The following is a 19,654-nucleotide window of genomic DNA, read 5'->3' on the forward strand; positions in this document are numbered from 1 at the left end:
ACCTTCGGGAGGGCCCTAAGCCACCGGGATTGCTCGCGTTGAAAAGTCGGCGCCTTAAGGCGCCCAGAAAATCTGCAGCGGCGAAGCGGCTCGATTGAGCACGGCTCGGATCGGCATGTCAGTTTCGTCGGAGCCGGCCTTTGCCTTTTCGAGCACGTCCTTCTTGCCCTGGCCTTCGATATGCAGCGCCAGGAAACGGGCGTCCGAAAGGCTGGCGAACGAGAAGGTCAGTCGCTCTTCGCCGGCACCTTCCGCCTGCATGGTCAGAACGCCGCGGGGGCCGGAAAGATCGAGTGCCCGGGCAAGATTATTCCCATGCGGGAAGAACGAAGCCGTATGGCCGTCGGCGCCCATGCCGAGGATCGCCACGTCGAACGGATTGCCGATGCCGGACGTCTTTTCGGTCGCGATCACGGCCGCTTCATCGATCGACGGCGCTTCGTAGTATAGAGGTATGAACTTGGCGGCAGCCGCCTTGTCTTTCAGCAGGTGCGCCGACACCAGAAGGTGGTTGGAACGCGGGCTGTCCGCCGGCACGAACCGTTCGTCGACCAGCGTCACCGTTACCTTGCTCCAGTCGATATCGCGGGTCGCCAGCGCCTCGAAGAACTTCTTCGGGGTGGAGCCGCCCGAGACCGCGATCGAGGCGGTGCCTCGCTCGCGGATAGCGGTTTCAAGGTGGGCCGCAACCTCGTCCGCCAGGCTGGCGGCGAGGGCGGTGGCATCCGCAAATTCAAGCATGTTCGCGGTCATGACCCTTAACCCTCATGCCATGTCCGGCCGTCGCGCTCGATGAGGGCGATCGCCTGGCTGGGACCCCAGGTACCGGCGGTGTAGCCCTGCACCTGCTGGCCGGCCGCTTCCCAGCCTTTCAGGATCGGGTCCACCCAGCGCCATGCGGCTTCCACTTCGTCACGGCGCATGAACAGCGTCTGGTTGGAGCGGATCGTGTCGGTAAGCAGGCGCTCGTAGGCGTCCGGATTGCGCACCGAGAAGGCTTCCGCAAAGCTCATGTCGAGCGAGACATTGCGCAGCCGCATGCCGCCCGGCCCCGGATCCTTAATCATCAGCGACTGCTTGACGCCTTCGTCCGGCTGCAGGCGGATGATCAGCTGGTTGGCCGAAATGCGGCCGGCGGCTGCGTCGAAGATATTGTGCGGGATCGGCTTGAAGGTGATGACGATCTCGGACATGCGCGCTGCAAGCCGCTTGCCGGTGCGGATGTAGAAGGGAACGCCGGCCCAGCGCCAGTTGCCGATCTCGGCCTTGATGGCGACGAAGGTCTCGGTGTTGGAAACGCCGCCTTCGAGCTCGTCGAGATAACCCTTGACCGGACCGCCCGCGGAGGCGCCGGCGCGATACTGGCCGCGCACCGTCATCTGTTCGACATTGGCCTCGGTGATCGGCTTCAGGGCGCGCAGCACCTTGAGCTTCTCGTCGCGCACCGATTCCGAATTCATGGAGGAGGGCACTTCCATGGCGACAAGGCAGAGGAGCTGCAGAATGTGGTTCTGCACCATGTCGCGGAGCGCGCCCGCCGTGTCGTAATAACCGGCGCGGCCTTCGAGACCGACGGCTTCGGCGACCGTGATCTGCACGTGGTCGATATGATCGGCGTTCCACAGCGGCTCGTAGAGCGCGTTGGCGAAACGCAGCGCCATCAGGTTCTGCACCGTCTCCTTGCCGAGATAGTGGTCGATGCGGAAGATCTGGTCTTCGTGGAAAGCCTTGCCGATCATGTCGTTGAGCTGCAGCGCCGACGCGAGGTCTCGGCCGATCGGCTTTTCGACGACGATGCGGGTCGACTTGGTGATCAGCTTGTGGTCACGGATCTTTTCGGAGATCGGGCCAAAAATGCCCGGCGCCACCGCCAGATAGAAGACGCGGATGCGCTCCTTGCCGTCGTCGAGCAGCTTCTTGAGTTCGGCCCAGCCCCCTTCGGCCTTTGCGTCGACCGAGATGTAATAGATGCGCTGGAGGAATTTCTGGACTTCCGCCTCGTCGTATTCGCCCTTCTTCAGATGCTCTTTCAGGGCATCCTGGGCGAATTTGCGGTAATCCTCATGGGAGAGCGTACTGCGCGAGGCGCCGATGATGCGGGTTGGCTCGGTGAATTGGCCCTCGATCTGCCGATGGTAGAGGGCCGGAAGGAGCTTGCGTTCCGCAAGGTCGCCGGTACCGCCGAATACGATACAATCAAAGGGTTCAACTGGGATGATCTGGCTGCTCATCGCTGTTCTTTCGTCCTGCATGGTTGGGTGCATACTTATTCTAATCGATTTAAAAACGCTAGCCTGAATTGGCTTCCGAAGTGTGGTACGGACTGCCTGTCAGAGCCTGTCGCGTAGCGCAAACCACGTGAGGGCAAGGAAAAGCAGGGGACTCCGCATGTGACGCCCGCCGGGGAAGGCAGGAATTTTGAGGGCGGCAAGGTGGTCGAGATCCGTCGCCCTGCCGCCGACCATATCAGCATAAAGTTTGCCACAATAGTTTGACAGCATCACCCCATGGCCGGAATAACCGCCGATCGACGTCACCCCCGGCATGACTTCGCGCACGAAAGGCTGGCGCGGCAGGGTGATCCCGACATTTCCGCCCCATGCATGGGTGATTTCAACGTCTTTCAGGGCCGGATAGGTGTCGACGATCTGCTTGCGGATGGCGTTGGCCGTGTCTGCCGGATTGCTTGAGGTGTAGACCTCGCGGCCGCCGAACAGCAGCCGGTTGTCGCGGCTCTTGCGGAAATAGCGCACTACGAATCGCGAATCAGCAACGGCCTCGCCACCGGGGAGAACATCGGGAAAATCGTCGAGCGGCGCTGTCGCGGCGATGAAGGAGCCGATCGGCATGATATGCGCTGATGTAACCGGTTCGAGATCGCCGATATAGGCATTGGTGGCGATCAGCACCCGGTCGGCAGTCAGCGTGCCGCTGGGCGTCCGGACCAGAATCTTGCCGCCCGGTCCGTTCCTGGTTTTTTCGATGCCCGTCGCGCGGGTCATCTCGAAAATCTGCGCACCGGCCGCCTGCGCCGCCCTGGCAAGTCCGACCAGCAGCTTCAGCGGATGGATGTGGCCTGTGCCGGTATCGCGCACCCCGCAATAATAGTCTTTCGTGCCGAGCCGCTCGGCGGTCTCTTGGCCGTCCATGAAGGAGATGTGCGGATACCCGTAGCGTTCCGCCGCGATCTCGGCGGTCGCCCGATAATCCTTCTCGTGGCCGCGTTTGTGGGAAACGTTCATCTGGCCTGGCATGTACTCCATGTCGATGCCGTGGACCTCGGCAAAGTCGAGGAGATGCCGCTTGGCGTTCTCGGCCATATCGAACAGCGCCTTGGAGCGCTCGTAGCCGATCTCCTTTTCAAGATCCTCCGGCCACCAGCGCTGCCCCGTGCCCATCTGTCCGCCATTGCGGCCGGACGCGCCGTCGCCGAACCGGCTGGCCTCGATCAGCGCAACGGAGATACCAGCCTTTGCAAGGTTGTAAGCCGCCTGCAGGCCGGTATAGCCGCCGCCGATGATCGCCACGTCGATCGATTTGGATCCGTCGAGCGCCGGATAGGTGGGCCGCTCGGTGAGAGTCGCCTGATACCAGGAAATTCCCGGCGCGATCGGGCTCTGCCATACATCCAAGGCGCAGCCCTCACACGTTCAGAAGCAGGAATTCCCGCTCCCAGGGGCTGATCACCTGCATGAAGGTCTCGAACTCCCCGCGCTTGACGCCCGCATAGAGGCCGATGAATTCCGGGCTGAAGACGCTGGCCAGCGCCGGATCGGACTCGAGCAGCGACACGGCTTCCAGCAGGCCGCGCGGCAGTTCGATCGACCCCTCGTTGGCGGTATCCTCGGTCGGCGGCCCGGGGTCGATCGCATTCATGATGCCGAGCAGGCCGCAGCCGAGCGAGGCAGCGAGCGCCAGATAGGGATTGGCGTCCGAGCTCGGCAGGCGGTTTTCGACGCGGCGGGCATTCGCATCCGAGACCGGCACGCGGAAGGCGGTGGTCCGGTTGTCGTAGCCCCAGGCATTGTTGACCGGCGCCGACATGTCGGGCGTCAGGCGGCGGTAGGAGTTCACATAGGGCGCCATCATAGCGAGCGATTTCGGCACATAGGTCTGCATGCCGCCAATGAAGTGGAAAAACTCCTTGGAAGCCGAACCGTCCGGATTCGAGAAGACGTTCTTGCCGGTCTTGATGTCGATCACCGACTGGTGGATGTGCATTGCCGAACCCGCCTGGCCCTGCATCGGCTTGGCCATGAACGTCGCGTATATGCCGTGTTTCAGGGCCGCCTCGCGAATGGTGCGCTTGAACATGAACACCTGGTCGGCGAGTTCGATCGGATCGCCATGGCGCAGGTTGATCTCGAGCTGCGCCGGACCTTCCTCATGGATCAACGTATCGATCTCGAGGCCCTGCTTTTCCGAAAAATGGTAGATGTCGTCGATCAGTTCGTCGAATTCGTTGATGCCTGCGATCGAATAACCCTGCCCGCCGAGGATGGAGCGGCCGGACCGGCCTTTCGGCGGGTGCAGCGGATAGTCCGGATCGTCGTTCTTGGCGACGAGGTAAAATTCGATCTCCGGCGCCACGACCGGCTTCCAGCCGCGTTCCTCATAGAGCTTGAGGATGTTCTTCAGCACGTTGCGCGGCGTATAGGGAACCGCCTTGCCTTCGGTATCGACGATGTCGCAGATCACCTGCGCGGTCGGATCGGTCTCCCAGGGCACCACCGCTAGGGTCGAAAGATCCGGCACCAGCTTCAGGTCGCTGTCGCGCGGTTCGTAGCGGAACGTGCCGGTCTCTTCGGGGTATTCACCGGAAATAGTGTGGCGATAAAGGGCGGACGGCAGCGCCAGCGAGGTGTTCGAGGTGAACTTCGAAGACGGCATCATCTTGCCGCGCGGCACGCCGGCGAGATCGGGCGTGATGCACTCGATGTCCTCGATCCCCCGTGCCCGAAGCCAGGCGGCGGCCTCCCGCCAGTCCGCGACGCCTCTCAGCGAAGTGAGTGTCGGCTGAGCAGTCGCGGCTTTCGCCACGGTGCCGGTTGCGAGGGCGGGAGCGGTTTTTTTGCGCGGCATGACACATCGGGGTGAGGTTGATCGAATGTTCCATCATAACCACGGATTGGCGAATGGCGAGGGGGAGACGCCATTGACTTTGAGTTGCCGATCGAAAACAGCAGATATTGGAACAAGGAGCATGCGGTGACGCGGAAATTCGATGTCGTGGTTTTGGGCGCGGGCGGCGCAGGCATGATGTGCGCCATCCGCGCGGGCGGACGCGGACGTTCGGTGCTGGTCCTCGATCACGCCAAGGCGCCGGGCGAGAAAATCCGCATTTCCGGTGGGGGGCGCTGCAATTTTACCAATATCCATGCAAGCGCAAAAAACTATCTCTCCGCCAATCCGCATTTCGCCAAGTCGGCGCTCGCCCGATACACGCCGCGCGATTTTCTGGACATGGTCGAACGCCATGGTATCGCCTGGCACGAAAAGACGCTCGGCCAGCTCTTCTGCGACGATAGCGCCAAGGACATTATCCGTATGCTGCTGTCCGAGATGAAGGCGGCGAACGTTTTGCTCGAACTGCAGAAACAGATCACGTCGATCGAAAGGACGCCCGACGGCTTCCGCGTCGGCACCTCCGACGGGCCGGTGGAGGCGGGGTCCCTGGTGGTTGCGACCGGCGGCAAATCGATCCCAAAGATGGGCGCCAGCGGTTTTGCCTACGACATCGCCAGGCAATTCGGGCTGAAGATCGTCGAGACGCGGCCGGCGCTCGTGCCGCTGACGCTCGATCCGAACCTGCTCGAAAAGCTTTCGCCGCTTTCCGGCATCGCGGTGCCGACCGAAGTCCGCCATGGCAGGACGGCTTTTCGCGAGGCGCTCCTCTTTACGCATCGGGGCTTGAGCGGCCCGTCGATCCTGCAGATCTCGTCCTACTGGCGGGAAGGCGACGACGTGACGCTGGTCATCGAGCCCGACCTCGATATCGCAGCCGTGCTGAAGACCGCCCGCAAGACGAACGGTCGCCAGGCGGCACAGACGGTGCTTGCGGAGCTGCTGCCGAAACGGCTGGCGCAGTTCTTCGTGGAGGCGCGCGGCCTGACCGCCCATCTCGCCGATCTTTCCGACAAGGCAATCGAGGGCCTGGCGGCCTCCATCCAGAACTGGGCAATCAAACCCGCCGGCTCCGAAGGTTACCGGACGGCCGAGGTAACGCTCGGCGGCGTCGATACGTCCGAGCTGGATTCGAAGACCATGCAGGCAAAGGCGGTGCCTGGTCTTTATTTCATCGGCGAGTGCGTGGATGTGACCGGCTGGCTCGGGGGCTACAATTTCCAATGGGCCTGGGCATCAGGCCATGTTTGTGGGGAAGCATTGTAGTATGGGTTGATTCAGCACTTGTTAATGTGCGCCAGCCATCCTGCCTTAATGCCAGCCAATTCCTATGGTTTAAGGCGGGCATGCGCTTCCTGCCGGTCGCGGCTGAAGCGCCAGAGCAACTTGCCTTGGAGTGCCGTTTCCATGCAGAGACCCAGCCGTGCCCGTGCAATCGCAGTCGCTAAGGTTCAGGATAACCCGAAGCTCATTCGCCTCCGTTTTCTCGCGATCGCCATCGGTGCAACGGCCGCGCTCCTCGCGCTTCCGACGCTTTTTTTCTAAGAGCTTCCGCTCTTCGATTTCGCCGCGCGCCTGAACGGCCGCGGTCTTTAGTCACGCTCGGGGAGCGTTGGCCTGTTTATTTTCGCGCATTTCCAAGCTCAGGTTTGCGTCAATTCCCGCCTCAGGGGCCTCTTTACCGACTACATTCAAATTTAGTAAATTTTCACTTCCGCCGGCGATACTAGTTCAGTTCATAGTTTTGCGGGGAAGCTGGCCTAAATGATCAAAATCCTGCCATCGTCCGTGGTATCGCGGATCGTTCTTCTTTGCCTCTTCATGATCTTCGTTGCGGTGATAGCGGTGGGTGGCCTCACCTATACCTACCTGCGCGGCGATATCATGGATACGGCGAAGGACGATGCCCGCAAGGCGATACGCACCATGAGCCTGCTTTACGATCTGGAACTGGATGGCGCCAAAACCGAGATCCGCGACGGCGCGGTCATCCGTGTCAGTCAGGCCGAGGGTGCGGTGAAAGACCATGACATGGTCGATCGCACGGCATCCGCCATCGGCGGTGTCGCGACCCTGTTCGAAAAGAAGGGCACCGACTATGTCCGGATATCGACCAATGTGAAGACCGAAAAGGGCGAGCGGGCGGTCGGCACCAAGCTTGCCGCGGAGCACCCGGCGCAGCCGTTCCTGGCGCGCGGAGAAGCTTATTTCGGGCCGGCTGTCTTGTTCGGCAAGGATTTCATGACGGGGTATTTCCCCATCACCAATGCCTCGAACGGCGTCACCGGCCTGCTTTTCATCGGCATTCCGATGGAAGTCTATTTCGCCCATATCGCCACCGCGGGTTACATCGTCATCGGCACCTCGCTTGGCGCTCTCCTTGTCATAGGCATCGCAAGCCTGTTCGCGCTTCGAATATTGCTCCGGCCGCTCGGCGTGCTGACCGGCGTCGTGCATGCGCTTGCCCAAGGCAATGACGCTACCGAAATCCCCTATGCCGAACGCCGCAACGAATTCGGCAATATTGCTCGCGCCCTGGAAGTCTTCCGGGAAGCGGCGCGCGAGAAACAACGGCTGGAGAGCCGCAGTGCCGAGGATCGCGCCGAAACGGAGGCCGAGCGCCGTCGCAACGACGCCGAAAAGCAACGTGTCGACCGTGAGATCGACACCGCCGTCAGCGAACTGGGTGCGGCTTTGGCCCGCTTGGCTCAAGGCGACCTGTCGAGCACGATCGAGACACAATATTCCGGCCGGCTGGAGCAGCTCCGCACCGACTTCAACGGCTCCATCGTCCGGCTGCGGGACACGCTTTCTCATATCCGCGAGAGCACGCTCTCCATCCAGAAAAGCAGTGCCGACCTCAGCCATTCCTCGACTGAACTTTCGCGCCGTACCGAAACCCAGGCGGCTTCTCTCGAGGAGACGGCTGCGGCGGTCGACGAGATCACCGCGACGGTCCGGTCTTCGGCAGAGCGCGCCCGCGAGGCGGACCTGGCGGTCGCCGTCACCAAGAAGAGCGCAGACAGCTCGGGCACCGTGGTGAGCAACGCGGTCGCTGCCATGGGACGTATCGAAGAGGCTTCCGGCAAGATCGAGCTGATCATCGAGGTCATCGACGACATCGCGTTCCAGACCAACCTTCTGGCACTCAATGCCGGCATCGAGGCTGCTCGTGCCGGTGAGGCCGGCAAGGGATTTGCGGTCGTGGCGCAGGAGGTTCGCGAACTGGCGCAGCGTTCCGCCGCTGCCGCCAAGGAGATCAAGGATCTAATCACCCAGTCGAGCCAGGAAGTCAGTTCCGGTGCCGGCCTGGTGCAGCAGGCGGGCGAAGTGCTGGCTGCGATCAGCCAGCAGATCACCGGCGTCAGCCAGCATGTGGAAATGATCGCGACGGCCAGCCGCGATCAATCGGCCGCGTTGCAGGACATCAACAATTCCGTCAACCGTATGGACCAGATGACCCAGCAGAATGGCGCGATGGTCGGCGAGACGACGGAAGCAAGCCGACGTCTCGCAAGCGAGGCGGATGCCCTGCTTGAACTGGTAGAGCAGTTCCGCATCGACGCGAACAGTCGCCGCGCGGGTTATTCTCGCGCTGCATGATATCTGCCGATGTCAAAGCGAGGGCGAGCCGGGCGCTGCGGAAAATCCGGCGCCACACCGCTCCGGCACTGCCCGATACTGTTGCCTGGGGCGGCAGGGGGCGGAGTTCTGGTCTTCGCCAGTGCCACCCGATAGACCGGAACCAATCTCCCGGGCTGCAGCGATGCCGCCCTTTGTCGTCCTATGTCTATCCGTCACCCGCTGCAGGCTGACGAACCAGCGCGGGTAAGGGTGGGCGTAACGTTCATAGAAATCGTTCTCCGCTGCGATATCGCGACGGATTGGACTTGTTCGGAAGACGTACGAAAAGGTGGCTGCGACGATATTCTCATACATCGGAATTCCTCCGTTTGTGGAAATCGTCTCCTCTATTAAACCTCAAAAACAGCTTTTTGTACCGCCGAATTCCCGCTATGTCTTTCACCCATGAAAAACGTCAACTGGGATGCCTACGAGCTTTTCATGCAGGTTGCCCGGTTTGGCGGGCTGTCCGGTGCTGCCGGCATGACCGGATTGAGCCCCGCCACGATCGGCCGGCGGATGCTCGATCTGGAAGAGGCCGTCGGGCGTCCGTTGTTTTTACGCAGCCGCACCGGCTATCAGCTGACTGCCGATGGGGCTGCCTTGTTTGCGCAGATTCTGGAGATGGAAGGCGCTGCCCGCCGCATCGAGAGCTGGAAGCGGGAAGGCGCCGGTTCGACGCTGGTGCGGGTTGCCTGTGGCACCTGGCTTGCCTGGATGTTCACCCGCAATCTCTCGCTTATCCGCACCGAGCGCGATGACTTCCGCCTCGATTTCTATGTGGCCGAACGACGGGCGAGCTTGACGCACCGGGAAAGCGATATCGGCATACGTGCCTTCGAACCCGAAGAGCCGAACCTTGCGGCAGCCAGGCTCGGGGAAGTCGCCTATGCAGCCTATCGTGCCCGCAACGCCCACCCCTCGGTTGCCGACCGCTGGCTTGCGGTCTCGGAGGAGGACGCGATTTCCGCCTATCTGCGTTGGCCGCATCAGGAACGGGCAGCGCAGGTGGCGGTCACCGTCAACCGCCCGCGCTCCCTGCGCGATTTGGCGCTCGGCGGTGCCGGAACCGCAGTCCTGCCCTGTTTCGTGGGCGACCAGGACATGCGGCTGGAGCGGGTCGGCGGCGAGATCGAGAGCCTTCGGCACAGCCAGTGGATCGCCATGAACAACGACGATCGCCACCGCCGGGATATCCGCACGGTGGTCGATCGCATGGTGAAGTTCGTCCGGGCTCACGGCCCGCTGTTTGCCGGCCGACAGCCTTAGACCTCTCTTTCGATTACTGGACCCGGTTGGTGACGATGACGGGGATCATCAGGTCGCCCCAGTGGCCGTCGCCGCCGTGATGCCGGGCGGAACGGACGAGCTCCACCGAAACCCCGGCCTCGACCGCCTTCATGACCGCATGGTTGAGGCGATGCAGGTCGTTGGCGAGCGTGCGGATCGCAGCCTGCTGGTCGGGCGTCATCGCCGTCGACTGCTCTTCTGCGCGTTCCTTGACGTGGGTCTGGATGTTCATGTCGGTTCTCCTCTTGGTGATGAGTTTCAGGCCTATTCCGCAGCCGGCCGGAATTGGTCGTGCTCGGTGGATTCCTTCATCGCCGTGGTGGACGAAAGTCCGCCGGTGATGGCGACGGAGACGGCGTCGAAATAGCCGGTGCCGACCTCGCGCTGGTGTTTCGTGGCGGTGTAGCCGTTGATCTCGGCGGCGAACTCCGCCTCCTGCAGCTCCGAATAGGCAGCCATCTGGCGGTCCTTGTAGCCACGGGCGAGCTCGAACATGCCGAAATTCAGCTGGTGGAAGCCGGCGAGCGTGATGAACTGGAACTTGTAGCCCATCGCACCCAGTTCCCGCTGGAACTTGGCGATCGTCGCGTCGTCGAGGTTCTTTTTCCAGTTGAACGACGGCGAGCAGTTATAGGCGAGCATCTTGCCGGGATGCACCTTGTGGACCCCCTCCGCGAACCGGCGGGCCTGCTCGAGGTCCGGCTTGGAGGTTTCGCACCAGATGAGATCGCAATAGGGTGCGTAGGCGACGGCGCGGGAGATGCAGGGTTCGAGCCCGTTCTTCACCCGGTAGAAACCCTCGACCGTGCGCCCGGCATCGTAGTCGACGAAGGGCTGGTCGCGCTCGTCGATATCCGAGGTGAGCAGCTTTGCCGCTTCCGCATCGGTGCGGGCGATCACCAGCGTCGGCGTGCCCATGACGTCGGCGGCAAGCCGCGCGGCCGTCAGGTTGCGGATATGTGCGGCGGTCGGGATCAGGACCTTGCCGCCAAGATGGCCGCACTTCTTTTCCGATGCGAGCTGGTCCTCGTAGTGGACGCCTGCCGCTCCCGCCTCGATGAAGGCCTTCATGATCTCGAAGGCGTTGAGCGGTCCGCCGAACCCGGCTTCCGCATCCGCAACGATCGGCGCGAACCAGGTTTCGACCGAAAGGCCTTTGCCCTCCGCCGTCTCGATCTGGTCGGCACGCTGCAGCGTGCGGTTGATCCGCCGCGCCAGTTCCGGCGCCGCATTGGCCGGATAAAGCGACTGGTCCGGATACATGGCGGAAGCGGTATTGGCATCGGCTGCGACCTGCCAGCCCGACAGGTAGATCGCCTTCAGCCCGGCCCGGACCTGCTGCATCGCCTGATTGCCGGTCATCGCGCCGAGCGCGTTGACGAAGTCCTCGTTGTGCAGCAGCGACCACAGCCGGTTGGCACCCATTTCGGCGAGCGAATAACGGATCTCGGCTGAGCCGCGCAACCGCTTGACGTCCTCTGCGGAATAGGGGCGGTCTACCCCCTCGAACCGGCCTTTCTGGGCGCCTGGGACCAGCGTGTAAAAATCTGTCATTGTCATCCTCCTATGTAAATGGGTCATCCGCTGAATGCGGGTTTGATGTGACTATATTTACAGAACAGAATGCTGCACTGCCAGAAAAGATGCAGAATTGGCGCTCACAAAGGGGTTAGGATGTCTTGTCTTTCACAAGAGGTTCTGTGAAGATGTCAATTTAGTAAATATGGCCAACCGACAACTTTGTAAAAACGGTGACAATGGCGGAGCGAAAGATTTTTGCCGGCCCGCGGGTGCGGCGGGTACGATTGGGGCTTGGTCTCACCCAGACGGCCATGGCCGAGGCGCTCGGCATTTCGCCTTCCTATCTCAATCTCATCGAACGCAACCAGCGGCCGCTGACCGTCCAGCTCCTCTTGAAGCTCGCCTCCGTCTACAAGGTCGATCTCGATGCGCTGCAGGGTGAGGGCGGGGGTCTTGCGGGGCGGCTGCGCGAGGTATTTTCCGATCCGCTGCTGGCGGGTGAAATCCCCGGGGACCAGGAAATCATCGAGGTGGCGGAGGCTGCCCCCAATGCGGCGCTCGGGCTGATGAAGCTCTATCGCGCCTATCGCGAGCAGGCTGCGAGGCTTTCCGATCTCGCCGAGCTTCTCGCTCGCGAAGGTCACGAAACATCGATTGCCGGCACGCGCCTGCCGATAGACGAAGTGCGCGAGACGCTGGAGCGTCGCCCCAACTTCTTCGCGCGCATCGAGGATGCGGCGGAAATCTTCGCGGCTAGGCTTGGAACCGGCGACGAGCTGCCCGGCGCCTTGAAGACCTGGGCGAAGAACGAGCACGGCATCGTGGTGCGCACGCTGCCTGTGCATGCCATGCCGAATCTGCGCCGGCGTTACGACCGCCATTCCATGCGGCTGTTTCTCTCGGAGAGGCTTTCGCCGTTCGATCGGACCCGCGAGCTTGCCATGGAAGTGGCGTTGCTGGCGCTGGGCCAGGAGATCGCCGCCGAACTCGAAGACCTCAACCTCTCCACCAACGAGGCGCGGCGCATCGGTCGCTTCGAGCTCGCCCGTTATGCCGCCCATGCGCTGATGATGCCCTATGGGGCTTTTCTCGCGGCAGCCCAGCGCGCTAGGTACGATCTCGACGTGTTGCGCTCGCGCTTCGTTGTGTCGTTCGAGCAGGCCGCCAACCGCCTGACGTCCCTCGCGCGGCCCGGTGCGCCGGGCATCCCGTTTTTTCTGATGGAACTCGACCACGCCGGCAACGCGATCCGCCGCGCCGGTGCCCAGGGGTTCCCGCAGGCACGGTTCGGCGGGCTCTGTCCGAAGCTTGGGCTCCATTCCGCCTTCCTCCAGCCGGGTCAGGTCCTCGTCGATCGGGTAGAAATGCCGGATGGCGGGATGTTCCTGACGTTGTCGAGGACGCTCGAAGGTCCCCAGGCGGGGTTCGCAGAGCGGATTCGGCGCACCGCGATCCTTCTCGGCTGCGATCTGTCGAGCGTGGGAGACACCGTCTATGGCGAGGCCCTGCCGGGGAGCGCGGCTACGGTGCTTGTCGGCACCGCCTGCAGGCTCTGCGAAAGGCAGGGTTGCCTCTCCCGGGCCGAGCCGCCGGTGACTAGACCGCTTGGCCTAGATGAAATGGTGACCGGCCTCAGCGCCTTCGATTTCCAGTGAGTTTTGCGGCGGCGCACATTCCCCCTTGTGGGGTGGAAAATTACTTTTTACTCTCGCGAAAAATATAAGGGAATTAGGCGTGATTTGACGATTGCGCTGAAAAAACTGGAACAGGAGAGATCATGAAAAGTCATTTGCTCAGTCTTGCTGCCGCAGTTGCCGCCACGGCCTTCGCCGCGACGGCTGCCTTGGCCCAGGAACGCGAAGTTCGCGTCTACAACTGGTCGGACTATATCGATGAGACGATCCTGACGGATTTCACCAAGGAGACCGGCATCAAGGTCATCTACGATGTGTTCGACAGCAACGAGATGCTGGAGACCAAGCTTCTCGCCGGCGGTTCCGGTTATGATGTCGTCGTGCCGACCGGCCCGTTCCTCGCCCGCCAGATCCAGGCCAAGGTTTTCCAGAAGCTCGACAAGTCTAAGCTGCCGAACCTCTCCAATGTGTGGCCGGTGGTTTCCGAGCGTCTGGCGAAATACGACCCCGGCAATCAATATGCCGTCAACTACATGTGGGGCACGACCGGCATCGGTTACAACGTCGACAAGGTGAAGGCTGCACTCGGCGATGTTCCGATCGACAGCTGGAATGTTCTCTTCAAGCCGGAAAACGCTGCCAAGCTGAAGTCCTGCGGCATCAACATCCTCGATGCATCCGACGAGACCTTCGCAATCGCGCTGAACTATCTCGGCAAGAATCCTGACAGCAAGGACACCAAGGACCTCGAAGCCGGCGGCGCTGTCTACGCGAAAATTCGCAAGTCGGTGAAGACCTTCAATTCGTCCGCCTATATCGATGAGCTCGCCAATGGCGACAGCTGCATCACGATCGGCTGGTCGGGCGATGTGCTGCAGGCCAAGACCCGCGCCGAGGAAGCCAAGAACGGCGTCAACATCGAATTCATCATTCCCAAGGAAGGCACCTATATGTGGTTCGACAACCTCGCGATCCCCGCGGACGCGAAGCATGTCGACGAGGCGCATGCCTTCATCAACTACCTGATGAAACCGGAAGTCATCGCCAAGGCTTCGAATTTCGTTCAATACGCCAACGGCAACCTGGCTTCGCAGAAGTTCATCGACAAGGAGGTTCTGGAAAATCCCTCCGTCTATCCGCCGGAAGACGTGGTCAAGAAACTCTTCACCATTTCGCCATACGGACCGCGCGAGCAGCGGGTCCTGAACCGGGTCTGGACGCAGATCAAGACCGGTAGCTGATCAAGGGCGGGGCAGGCGGAAACGTCTGCCCCGATTACTTTTGGGGCAGCAGCCATCGGGCGAAATGGGGTAAGGGCATGGCGAAATCTCTTGGGCCGGTTAAGCGTAAATTTTCTCCCTGGACCGACCCGTCGGCGGTTCCGTTTATTCGTTTCGAAAACATCACCAAACGGTTCGGCGATTTCACCGCCGTCGACAACCTGACGCTCGATATCTACGAGCGGGAATTCTTTTCGCTGCTCGGGCCTTCCGGTTGCGGCAAGACGACGCTGATGCGCATGCTCGCCGGCTTCGAGGAACCGACCGAAGGCCGCATCCTGCTGCAGGGCAAGGATATTTCCGGCGTGCCGCCCTATCGCCGGCCGACCAACATGATGTTCCAGTCTTACGCGCTCTTCCCCCACATGACGGTCGAAAAGAACATCGCCTTCGGGTTGGAGCAGGACAATCTGCCGAAGGGCGAGATCACCACCCGCGTCGAGGAAATGCTGAAGCTCGTCAAGCTGGAGCAGTTCGCCAAACGCAAGCCGAACCAGCTGTCCGGCGGCCAGCGCCAGCGCGTGGCGCTCGCCCGTTCCCTCGCCAAGCGCCCCAAGGTGCTGCTGCTCGACGAGCCGCTCGGCGCGCTCGACAAGAAGCTGCGCGAGGAGACGCAGTTCGAGCTGATGGACCTCCAGACCAAGCTCGGCCTCACCTTCCTGATCGTCACCCACGACCAGGAAGAGGCGATGACCGTGTCCGACCGTATCGCGGTGATGGACAAGGGCCTGATCATGCAGGTGGCGACGCCGGCCGAGATCTACGAAGCGCCGAACAGCCGTTACGTCGCGGATTTCATCGGCGACATCAATATTCTCGAAGGCACGGTCGCTTCGACCGGCAGCGCACTCGGCGCGCCGGGCACGGTCAGGATCGACTGCGAAGGTATAGCGGTATCGGTCGAGCAGGAATGCCAGGCGGTCGTGGGCGACAAGGTCGCTTTTGCAGTGCGGCCGGAAAAAGTCCGCATCTCGCCCGACCAGCCGGCGGATACCTCAGTCAATGCGGTCTATGGCGAAGTCTGGGATATCGGTTATCTCGGCGACTTTTCGGTTTTCCTGGTGAAGCTGGCGGATGGCCGGGTGGTGCGCGCGGCGCAGGCCAACGTTTCCCGCCTCGTCGATCGGCCGATCACCTTCGGCGACATGGTCTGGCTCACCTGGCCGCTCGATGCCGGCCTCGTGTTGACGCGTTGAGCGGGGGAGTGGAGATGGCAAGCGTTTCCGAAACCCACCCCGCCAACAAACCCAACCCCGCCCGCTGGCTGGTGGTGGCGGTGCCCTATCTCTGGCTGCTGCTGTTCTTCGTCGCGCCCTTCCTGATCATCTTCAAGATTTCGCTCTCCGAGACTGCGATCGCCATGCCGCCCTATACGCCGCTCTTTGAAGGGTTCGGCGCATTCGGCGATTTCGTCTCCGAACTGGACCTCGACAACTATCTCTTCCTGACCGACGACCCCCTCTACATCGAGGCCTATCTCTCTTCGCTGCGCATCGCGGTGATCTCCACGTTCCTGCTGCTGCTGATCGGCTATCCCATGGCGCTCGCCATGGCCCGCGCCCCGACCATGCTGCGACCGACGCTGGTCATGCTGGTCATCCTGCCGTTCTGGACGTCCTTCCTGATCCGCGTCTACGCCTGGATAGGCATCCTGAAGCCGGACGGCCTGCTGACGCTGCTGTTCCAATCGGTCGGCCTTCTCGGCGCGGATGACCAGGTGCAGATCTTTCGCACCGATTACGCCGTCTTCGTCGGCATCGTCTATTCCTACCTGCCGTTCATGGTCCTGCCGCTCTATGCGGCCCTGGAAAAGATGGACAATACTCTGCTCGAGGCCGCGAGCGATCTCGGCTGCCCGCCCTGGAAGGCATTCTGGAAGATCACCTTTCCCTTGTCGCTGCCGGGCGTCATCGCCGGTTCGATGATCTGCTTCATCCCGATCACCGGCGAATTCGTCATCCCGGATCTGCTCGGCGGTGCCGACACGCTGATGATCGGCAAGACGCTGTGGACGGAATTTTTCGGCAACCGCGACTGGCCGCTGGCATCGGCAGTTGCGGTCATCCTGCTGATCATGCTGGTCGTGCCGATCATGATTTTCCAGAACCAGCAGAAGAAGGTGGCTTGAGATGAAATCATCCCGCCTCGACGCCACCGTCCTCACCCTCGGTTTCGCCTTCCTCTACATCCCGATCATCATCCTGGTGGTCTATTCATTCAACGCCTCCAAGCTCGTCACGGTCTGGGGCGGCTTTTCTCTGCAATGGTATAGCACCATGTGGTCGAACCAGGGTCTCATGGACGCCGCGTGGGTAACGGCACGCGTCGGCGTCATCAGCGCCACGATCGGTACGGTGCTCGGCACGCTTGCGGCCCTTTCCCTCGTGCGCTTCGCACGCTTTCCCGGCCGGATGCTGTTTTCGGGGATGATCTATGCGCCGCTCGTCATGCCGGAAGTGATCACCGGCCTGTCGATGCTGCTGTTGTTCGTCGCGGTCGGCATCGATCGCGGTTTCTGGACGGTCATCATCGCGCATACGACCTTCACGATGTGCTATGTGGCGATCGTCGTGCAGTCGCGTCTGCTGACCTTCGACCGGAGCCTGGAGGAGGCGGCCCTCGATCTCGGCTGCCCACCGGTCAAGACCTTCTTCAAGATCACCCTGCCGCTGATTTTCCCGGCGGTCATTGCCGGCTGGATGCTGGCGTTCACGCTGTCGCTGGACGACCTGGTGATTGCGAGCTTCACCACAGGTCCCGGCGCTACCACGTTGCCGATCAAGATCTACAGCCAGGTTCGCCTGGGCGTCACGCCGGAAATCAACGCGATCTGCACCATTCTGATCGGGCTTGTCACCATCGGTGTCATCATCACCTCGATCACCACCAAGCAGGCCGAGATGCGGCGTATCCGCGACGAGCACGTCGCAGCCCGTGGGACGACCTGAGGCTCACGCGCCTCCACGCGGCGGCAAGAAGATGTAGATGAGCAGCCAGGCCGGCAGCACGATGACGGCGCCGAGCACGATGCGCGGCACCGACCAGACATAGGCGTTCTCGAGCCCGATCCGGATGTCGTCCGGCGTCAGATGCAGGAACGCCAGCAGCGACGGCATCGTGATGCCGAAGAAGCTTAAGACGGCGCCCATGATGAGACAGGCGAGCAGCGCCTTGCAAAGATCGATCAGGAACCGCGCCACCAGATTACCCCCATCCGGTTGATTCGGCTCATTGTAGGGGCTTTGCCGGAGTTTGCGAAACAGGCCAGATGACCGGGTTGGGCCATGACCCGCCGATGAAGACCATCAGCGGCTCGGTATCGGTACCCTGCGGGATGGTTTCGACGATTGCCGAGAGCGCGAGGCTGTTGTTGATATAGGGAATGACGCCCGAAAGCGTCAGCGTTTCCGCGGCGCCGGTTATCTTCCCTTCGCGGATATCGGCAGAACCGTCCGCTAGACTGGCCGATATGTCGATATGGTCGAATTCCAGGCTGCCGGTGCCGGCATCGCTCAGCGGGAAATAGGGTTTTTGCGCCGCGAGCTGTCGGATGCCGGCAATATTGACGCCTGAAAACGAACCGCGATCCGCACGGAAGCGTAAGGTACCCTTGGCGTTGCGCCACGCTTCCGGCTCCAGCGGCCGGTCGACGTCGAGCGCCAGGTCCAACGATCCGCGTGCCGCCGGAAGCGGCCCGGCCAAGCCGAGTTTCCTGACGATATTCCCGAAATCAGCGTCCTGAACAGCAAGGCGCAAGGCGACCGCCCCGGCCACGCCGCCTTTCACCGTGGCGACCCTGCCGGTCAGCCGGCCCGTCTCGAAATCGCTGTCGGCAATGTCGATACGGGACTGCTCGCCGGTATTCATTACGCTCACTGCGGCCTCCGAAAGCTGGAAAGGTCCGAGCGTCGCCTGCTGGGCGGAAAGCCTCAGGTCGAGTTCCAGATCGGCGAGCCGGCCGTCGCCCTGGCTGGCATCCCCCATGGTGCGTGGCGCAATGGCAGCAAGCGCCGCGGAAAAATCCATCCGGTCGAAGGCGAGCGTGCCGGTAAGTCTCGGCGGCTTGTCCGCGGGCAGCAGCAGATCGAGTATGCCGGTCGCCTTGGCGTCGTTCAGGCTGAGGGAGAGGTTGTCGAAGCGCAGGACGTTGTCGTTGGTAACGAGGTGGGTCGTCAGAGAGAAGCTTTTCACGCGTTCCGTGCCCGAAAAATTCAGGCCGGCCCAGCTCATCGCCGCCGCAAGGTCGGGGACCGTCAGCTCGGCATCGCCAGATAGAAATGCCTGCGCCGCAAGGTTGGCGACGCCTCGGAACTGGCCCCGAAAGAGGGTGGATGCCGTCGTGCCCGAGATATCGCCGCTTTTGCCCGAGAGCAGCAGCAGGGGCTGGGTCGAGCTTATGTCCAGGGTCAGCGCCCGGCCGTTGAGCTCGGCATCCGCCTTCAGCTCCAGGCCGCGGGAAAGCCAGGGCCAGTCCAGCGTTCCGTCGATCGACTGAAACCGTGTGACGCGGCCGCTGGCGACGTCGGAGATTTCGAGTGTTCCGTTGGTGATGCGGACATCGCCCATGCGTGCATCGTCATCCGCCGTCAGCGCCTGGCCGCTCCCGTCCGGCCGTGCATCGCGCACTGCACGGCTGAGCAGCCCGTCATTCGCCCAGTCGAGCCTGCCGTTGGCCTCCCTGATGACGTAGATTTCCGGATCCGTGAGCCGAAAGTCCTTGAACTCGGGTTGGCCGACCAGGGCCGGCATGAGATCGAAGGAGGCCGAAAGCCGCGAGACCCGGCCGAGCACGCGCTCGCCGTCTTCCGCCTGCTTGCGGATGGTGATGTCCTTGAGCGTGACCCGAGGCTCCGGCCAGAAGCGGATATCCGGGGTTCCCTGGATCTCCACGTCATGGCCGGTCCATTCGGCGACCGCCCGCTCCATGCTTTCGCGCACGACGGCCGATGAAACGAGGAACGGTGCGATAACCTGGAAAAGCGCGAACAGGCACAGGGCGACGATGGCACCGATCAGAACGCGCCGCGACCGCCGGCCCAGCGGGCGGCCCAGGTTCTTCCGCAGATTTCCGATCGGATTGGTGAGCATGATCACCACGCGCATATAGGAAATGCAGGCCCCGTGCAAATCCGCGGAAACGTCCTCGGCTGTCCCCTTTATCACGCGGTGCAACATGCTATA

At 62.1% G+C, this 19,654-nt stretch carries 16 protein-coding genes; 8 read left to right on the forward strand and 8 right to left on the reverse strand.

Going from position 1 to position 19,654, the window contains the following annotated elements; translation table 11 throughout:
* Positions 1–54: 54 nt before the first annotated feature.
* The 4 genes from pgl to GQ59_RS22375 all read right to left on the reverse strand — a co-directional run bounded on the left by pgl (position 55) and on the right by GQ59_RS22375 (position 5,082).
* Positions 55–753 (reverse strand): 6-phosphogluconolactonase, encoded by a 699-nt coding sequence (gene pgl, locus GQ59_RS22360; RefSeq protein ID WP_037085256.1) that lies wholly within the window; start codon positions 751–753, stop codon positions 55–57.
* 5 nt (positions 754–758) lie between these two features.
* Entirely contained in the window at positions 759–2,231 is a 1,473-nt protein-coding gene (gene zwf, locus GQ59_RS22365) for a glucose-6-phosphate dehydrogenase (RefSeq protein WP_037085259.1), read from the reverse strand.
* A 99-nt stretch (positions 2,232–2,330) separates the two neighbouring features.
* Positions 2,331–3,632, reverse strand: coding sequence for an NAD(P)/FAD-dependent oxidoreductase (locus tag GQ59_RS22370; protein ID WP_037085260.1), 1,302 nt, complete (start codon positions 3,630–3,632; stop codon positions 2,331–2,333).
* Between the two features lie 10 nt (positions 3,633–3,642).
* A complete protein-coding gene (locus tag GQ59_RS22375; RefSeq protein ID WP_037085262.1) occupies positions 3,643–5,082 on the reverse strand; it encodes a glutamine synthetase family protein in 1,440 nt (479 codons plus the stop codon).
* 174 nt (positions 5,083–5,256) lie between these two features.
* On the opposite strand from GQ59_RS22375, the gene GQ59_RS22380 reads away from it, so the two are divergent.
* The 3 genes from GQ59_RS22380 (at position 5,257) to GQ59_RS22390 (ending at position 10,017) form a co-directional block, all read left to right on the forward strand.
* Complete coding sequence (locus tag GQ59_RS22380; protein ID WP_244448028.1) at positions 5,257–6,390, forward strand: BaiN/RdsA family NAD(P)/FAD-dependent oxidoreductase; 1,134 nt, start codon at positions 5,257–5,259, stop codon at positions 6,388–6,390.
* Positions 6,391–6,888: 498 nt separating this feature from the next.
* Complete coding sequence (locus GQ59_RS22385) at positions 6,889–8,727, forward strand: methyl-accepting chemotaxis protein (protein ID WP_037085265.1); 1,839 nt, start codon at positions 6,889–6,891, stop codon at positions 8,725–8,727.
* A gap of 426 nt (positions 8,728–9,153) precedes the next feature.
* Complete coding sequence (locus GQ59_RS22390) at positions 9,154–10,017, forward strand: LysR family transcriptional regulator (RefSeq protein WP_037085267.1); 864 nt, start codon at positions 9,154–9,156, stop codon at positions 10,015–10,017.
* 13 nt (positions 10,018–10,030) lie between these two features.
* On the opposite strand, the gene GQ59_RS22395 is transcribed toward GQ59_RS22390, so the two are convergent.
* Both GQ59_RS22395 and aceA read right to left on the reverse strand, forming a co-directional pair.
* Complete coding sequence (locus GQ59_RS22395) at positions 10,031–10,270, reverse strand: SMc00767 family acetate metabolism repressor (protein ID WP_037085269.1); 240 nt, start codon at positions 10,268–10,270, stop codon at positions 10,031–10,033.
* A 32-nt stretch (positions 10,271–10,302) separates the two neighbouring features.
* Positions 10,303–11,592, reverse strand: a complete 1,290-nt coding sequence (gene aceA, locus GQ59_RS22400) for an isocitrate lyase (protein ID WP_037085272.1) — start codon at positions 11,590–11,592, stop codon at positions 10,303–10,305.
* Positions 11,593–11,795: 203 nt separating this feature from the next.
* Here aceA and GQ59_RS22405 point away from each other — a divergent pair, with 203 nt between their 5' ends.
* The 5 genes from GQ59_RS22405 to GQ59_RS22425 all read left to right on the forward strand — a co-directional run bounded on the left by GQ59_RS22405 (position 11,796) and on the right by GQ59_RS22425 (position 17,421).
* Positions 11,796–13,214 (forward strand): helix-turn-helix domain-containing protein, encoded by a 1,419-nt coding sequence (locus GQ59_RS22405; protein ID WP_037085275.1) that lies wholly within the window; start codon positions 11,796–11,798, stop codon positions 13,212–13,214.
* 122 nt (positions 13,215–13,336) lie between these two features.
* A complete protein-coding gene (locus tag GQ59_RS22410; RefSeq protein ID WP_037085276.1) occupies positions 13,337–14,434 on the forward strand; it encodes a polyamine ABC transporter substrate-binding protein in 1,098 nt (365 codons plus the stop codon).
* Between the two features lie 77 nt (positions 14,435–14,511).
* A complete protein-coding gene (locus GQ59_RS22415) occupies positions 14,512–15,669 on the forward strand; it encodes an ABC transporter ATP-binding protein (protein ID WP_037085278.1) in 1,158 nt (385 codons plus the stop codon).
* Between the two features lie 14 nt (positions 15,670–15,683).
* A complete protein-coding gene (locus GQ59_RS22420; protein ID WP_037085281.1) occupies positions 15,684–16,601 on the forward strand; it encodes an ABC transporter permease subunit in 918 nt (305 codons plus the stop codon).
* Between the two features lies 1 nt (position 16,602).
* Positions 16,603–17,421, forward strand: coding sequence for an ABC transporter permease (locus GQ59_RS22425; protein ID WP_037085283.1), 819 nt, complete (start codon positions 16,603–16,605; stop codon positions 17,419–17,421).
* A gap of 3 nt (positions 17,422–17,424) precedes the next feature.
* Here GQ59_RS22425 and GQ59_RS22430 read toward each other — a convergent pair whose 3' ends face one another.
* Positions 17,425–17,673, reverse strand: coding sequence for a hypothetical protein (locus GQ59_RS22430; RefSeq protein ID WP_051904140.1), 249 nt, complete (start codon positions 17,671–17,673; stop codon positions 17,425–17,427).
* A 28-nt stretch (positions 17,674–17,701) separates the two neighbouring features.
* Entirely contained in the window at positions 17,702–19,636 is a 1,935-nt protein-coding gene (locus tag GQ59_RS22435) for an AsmA family protein (RefSeq protein ID WP_162183312.1), read from the reverse strand.
* Between the last annotated feature and the right edge of the window lie 18 nt (positions 19,637–19,654).

Source organism: Neorhizobium vignae, assembly GCF_000732195.1.
Lineage (GTDB): Bacteria > Pseudomonadota > Alphaproteobacteria > Rhizobiales > Rhizobiaceae > Neorhizobium > Neorhizobium vignae.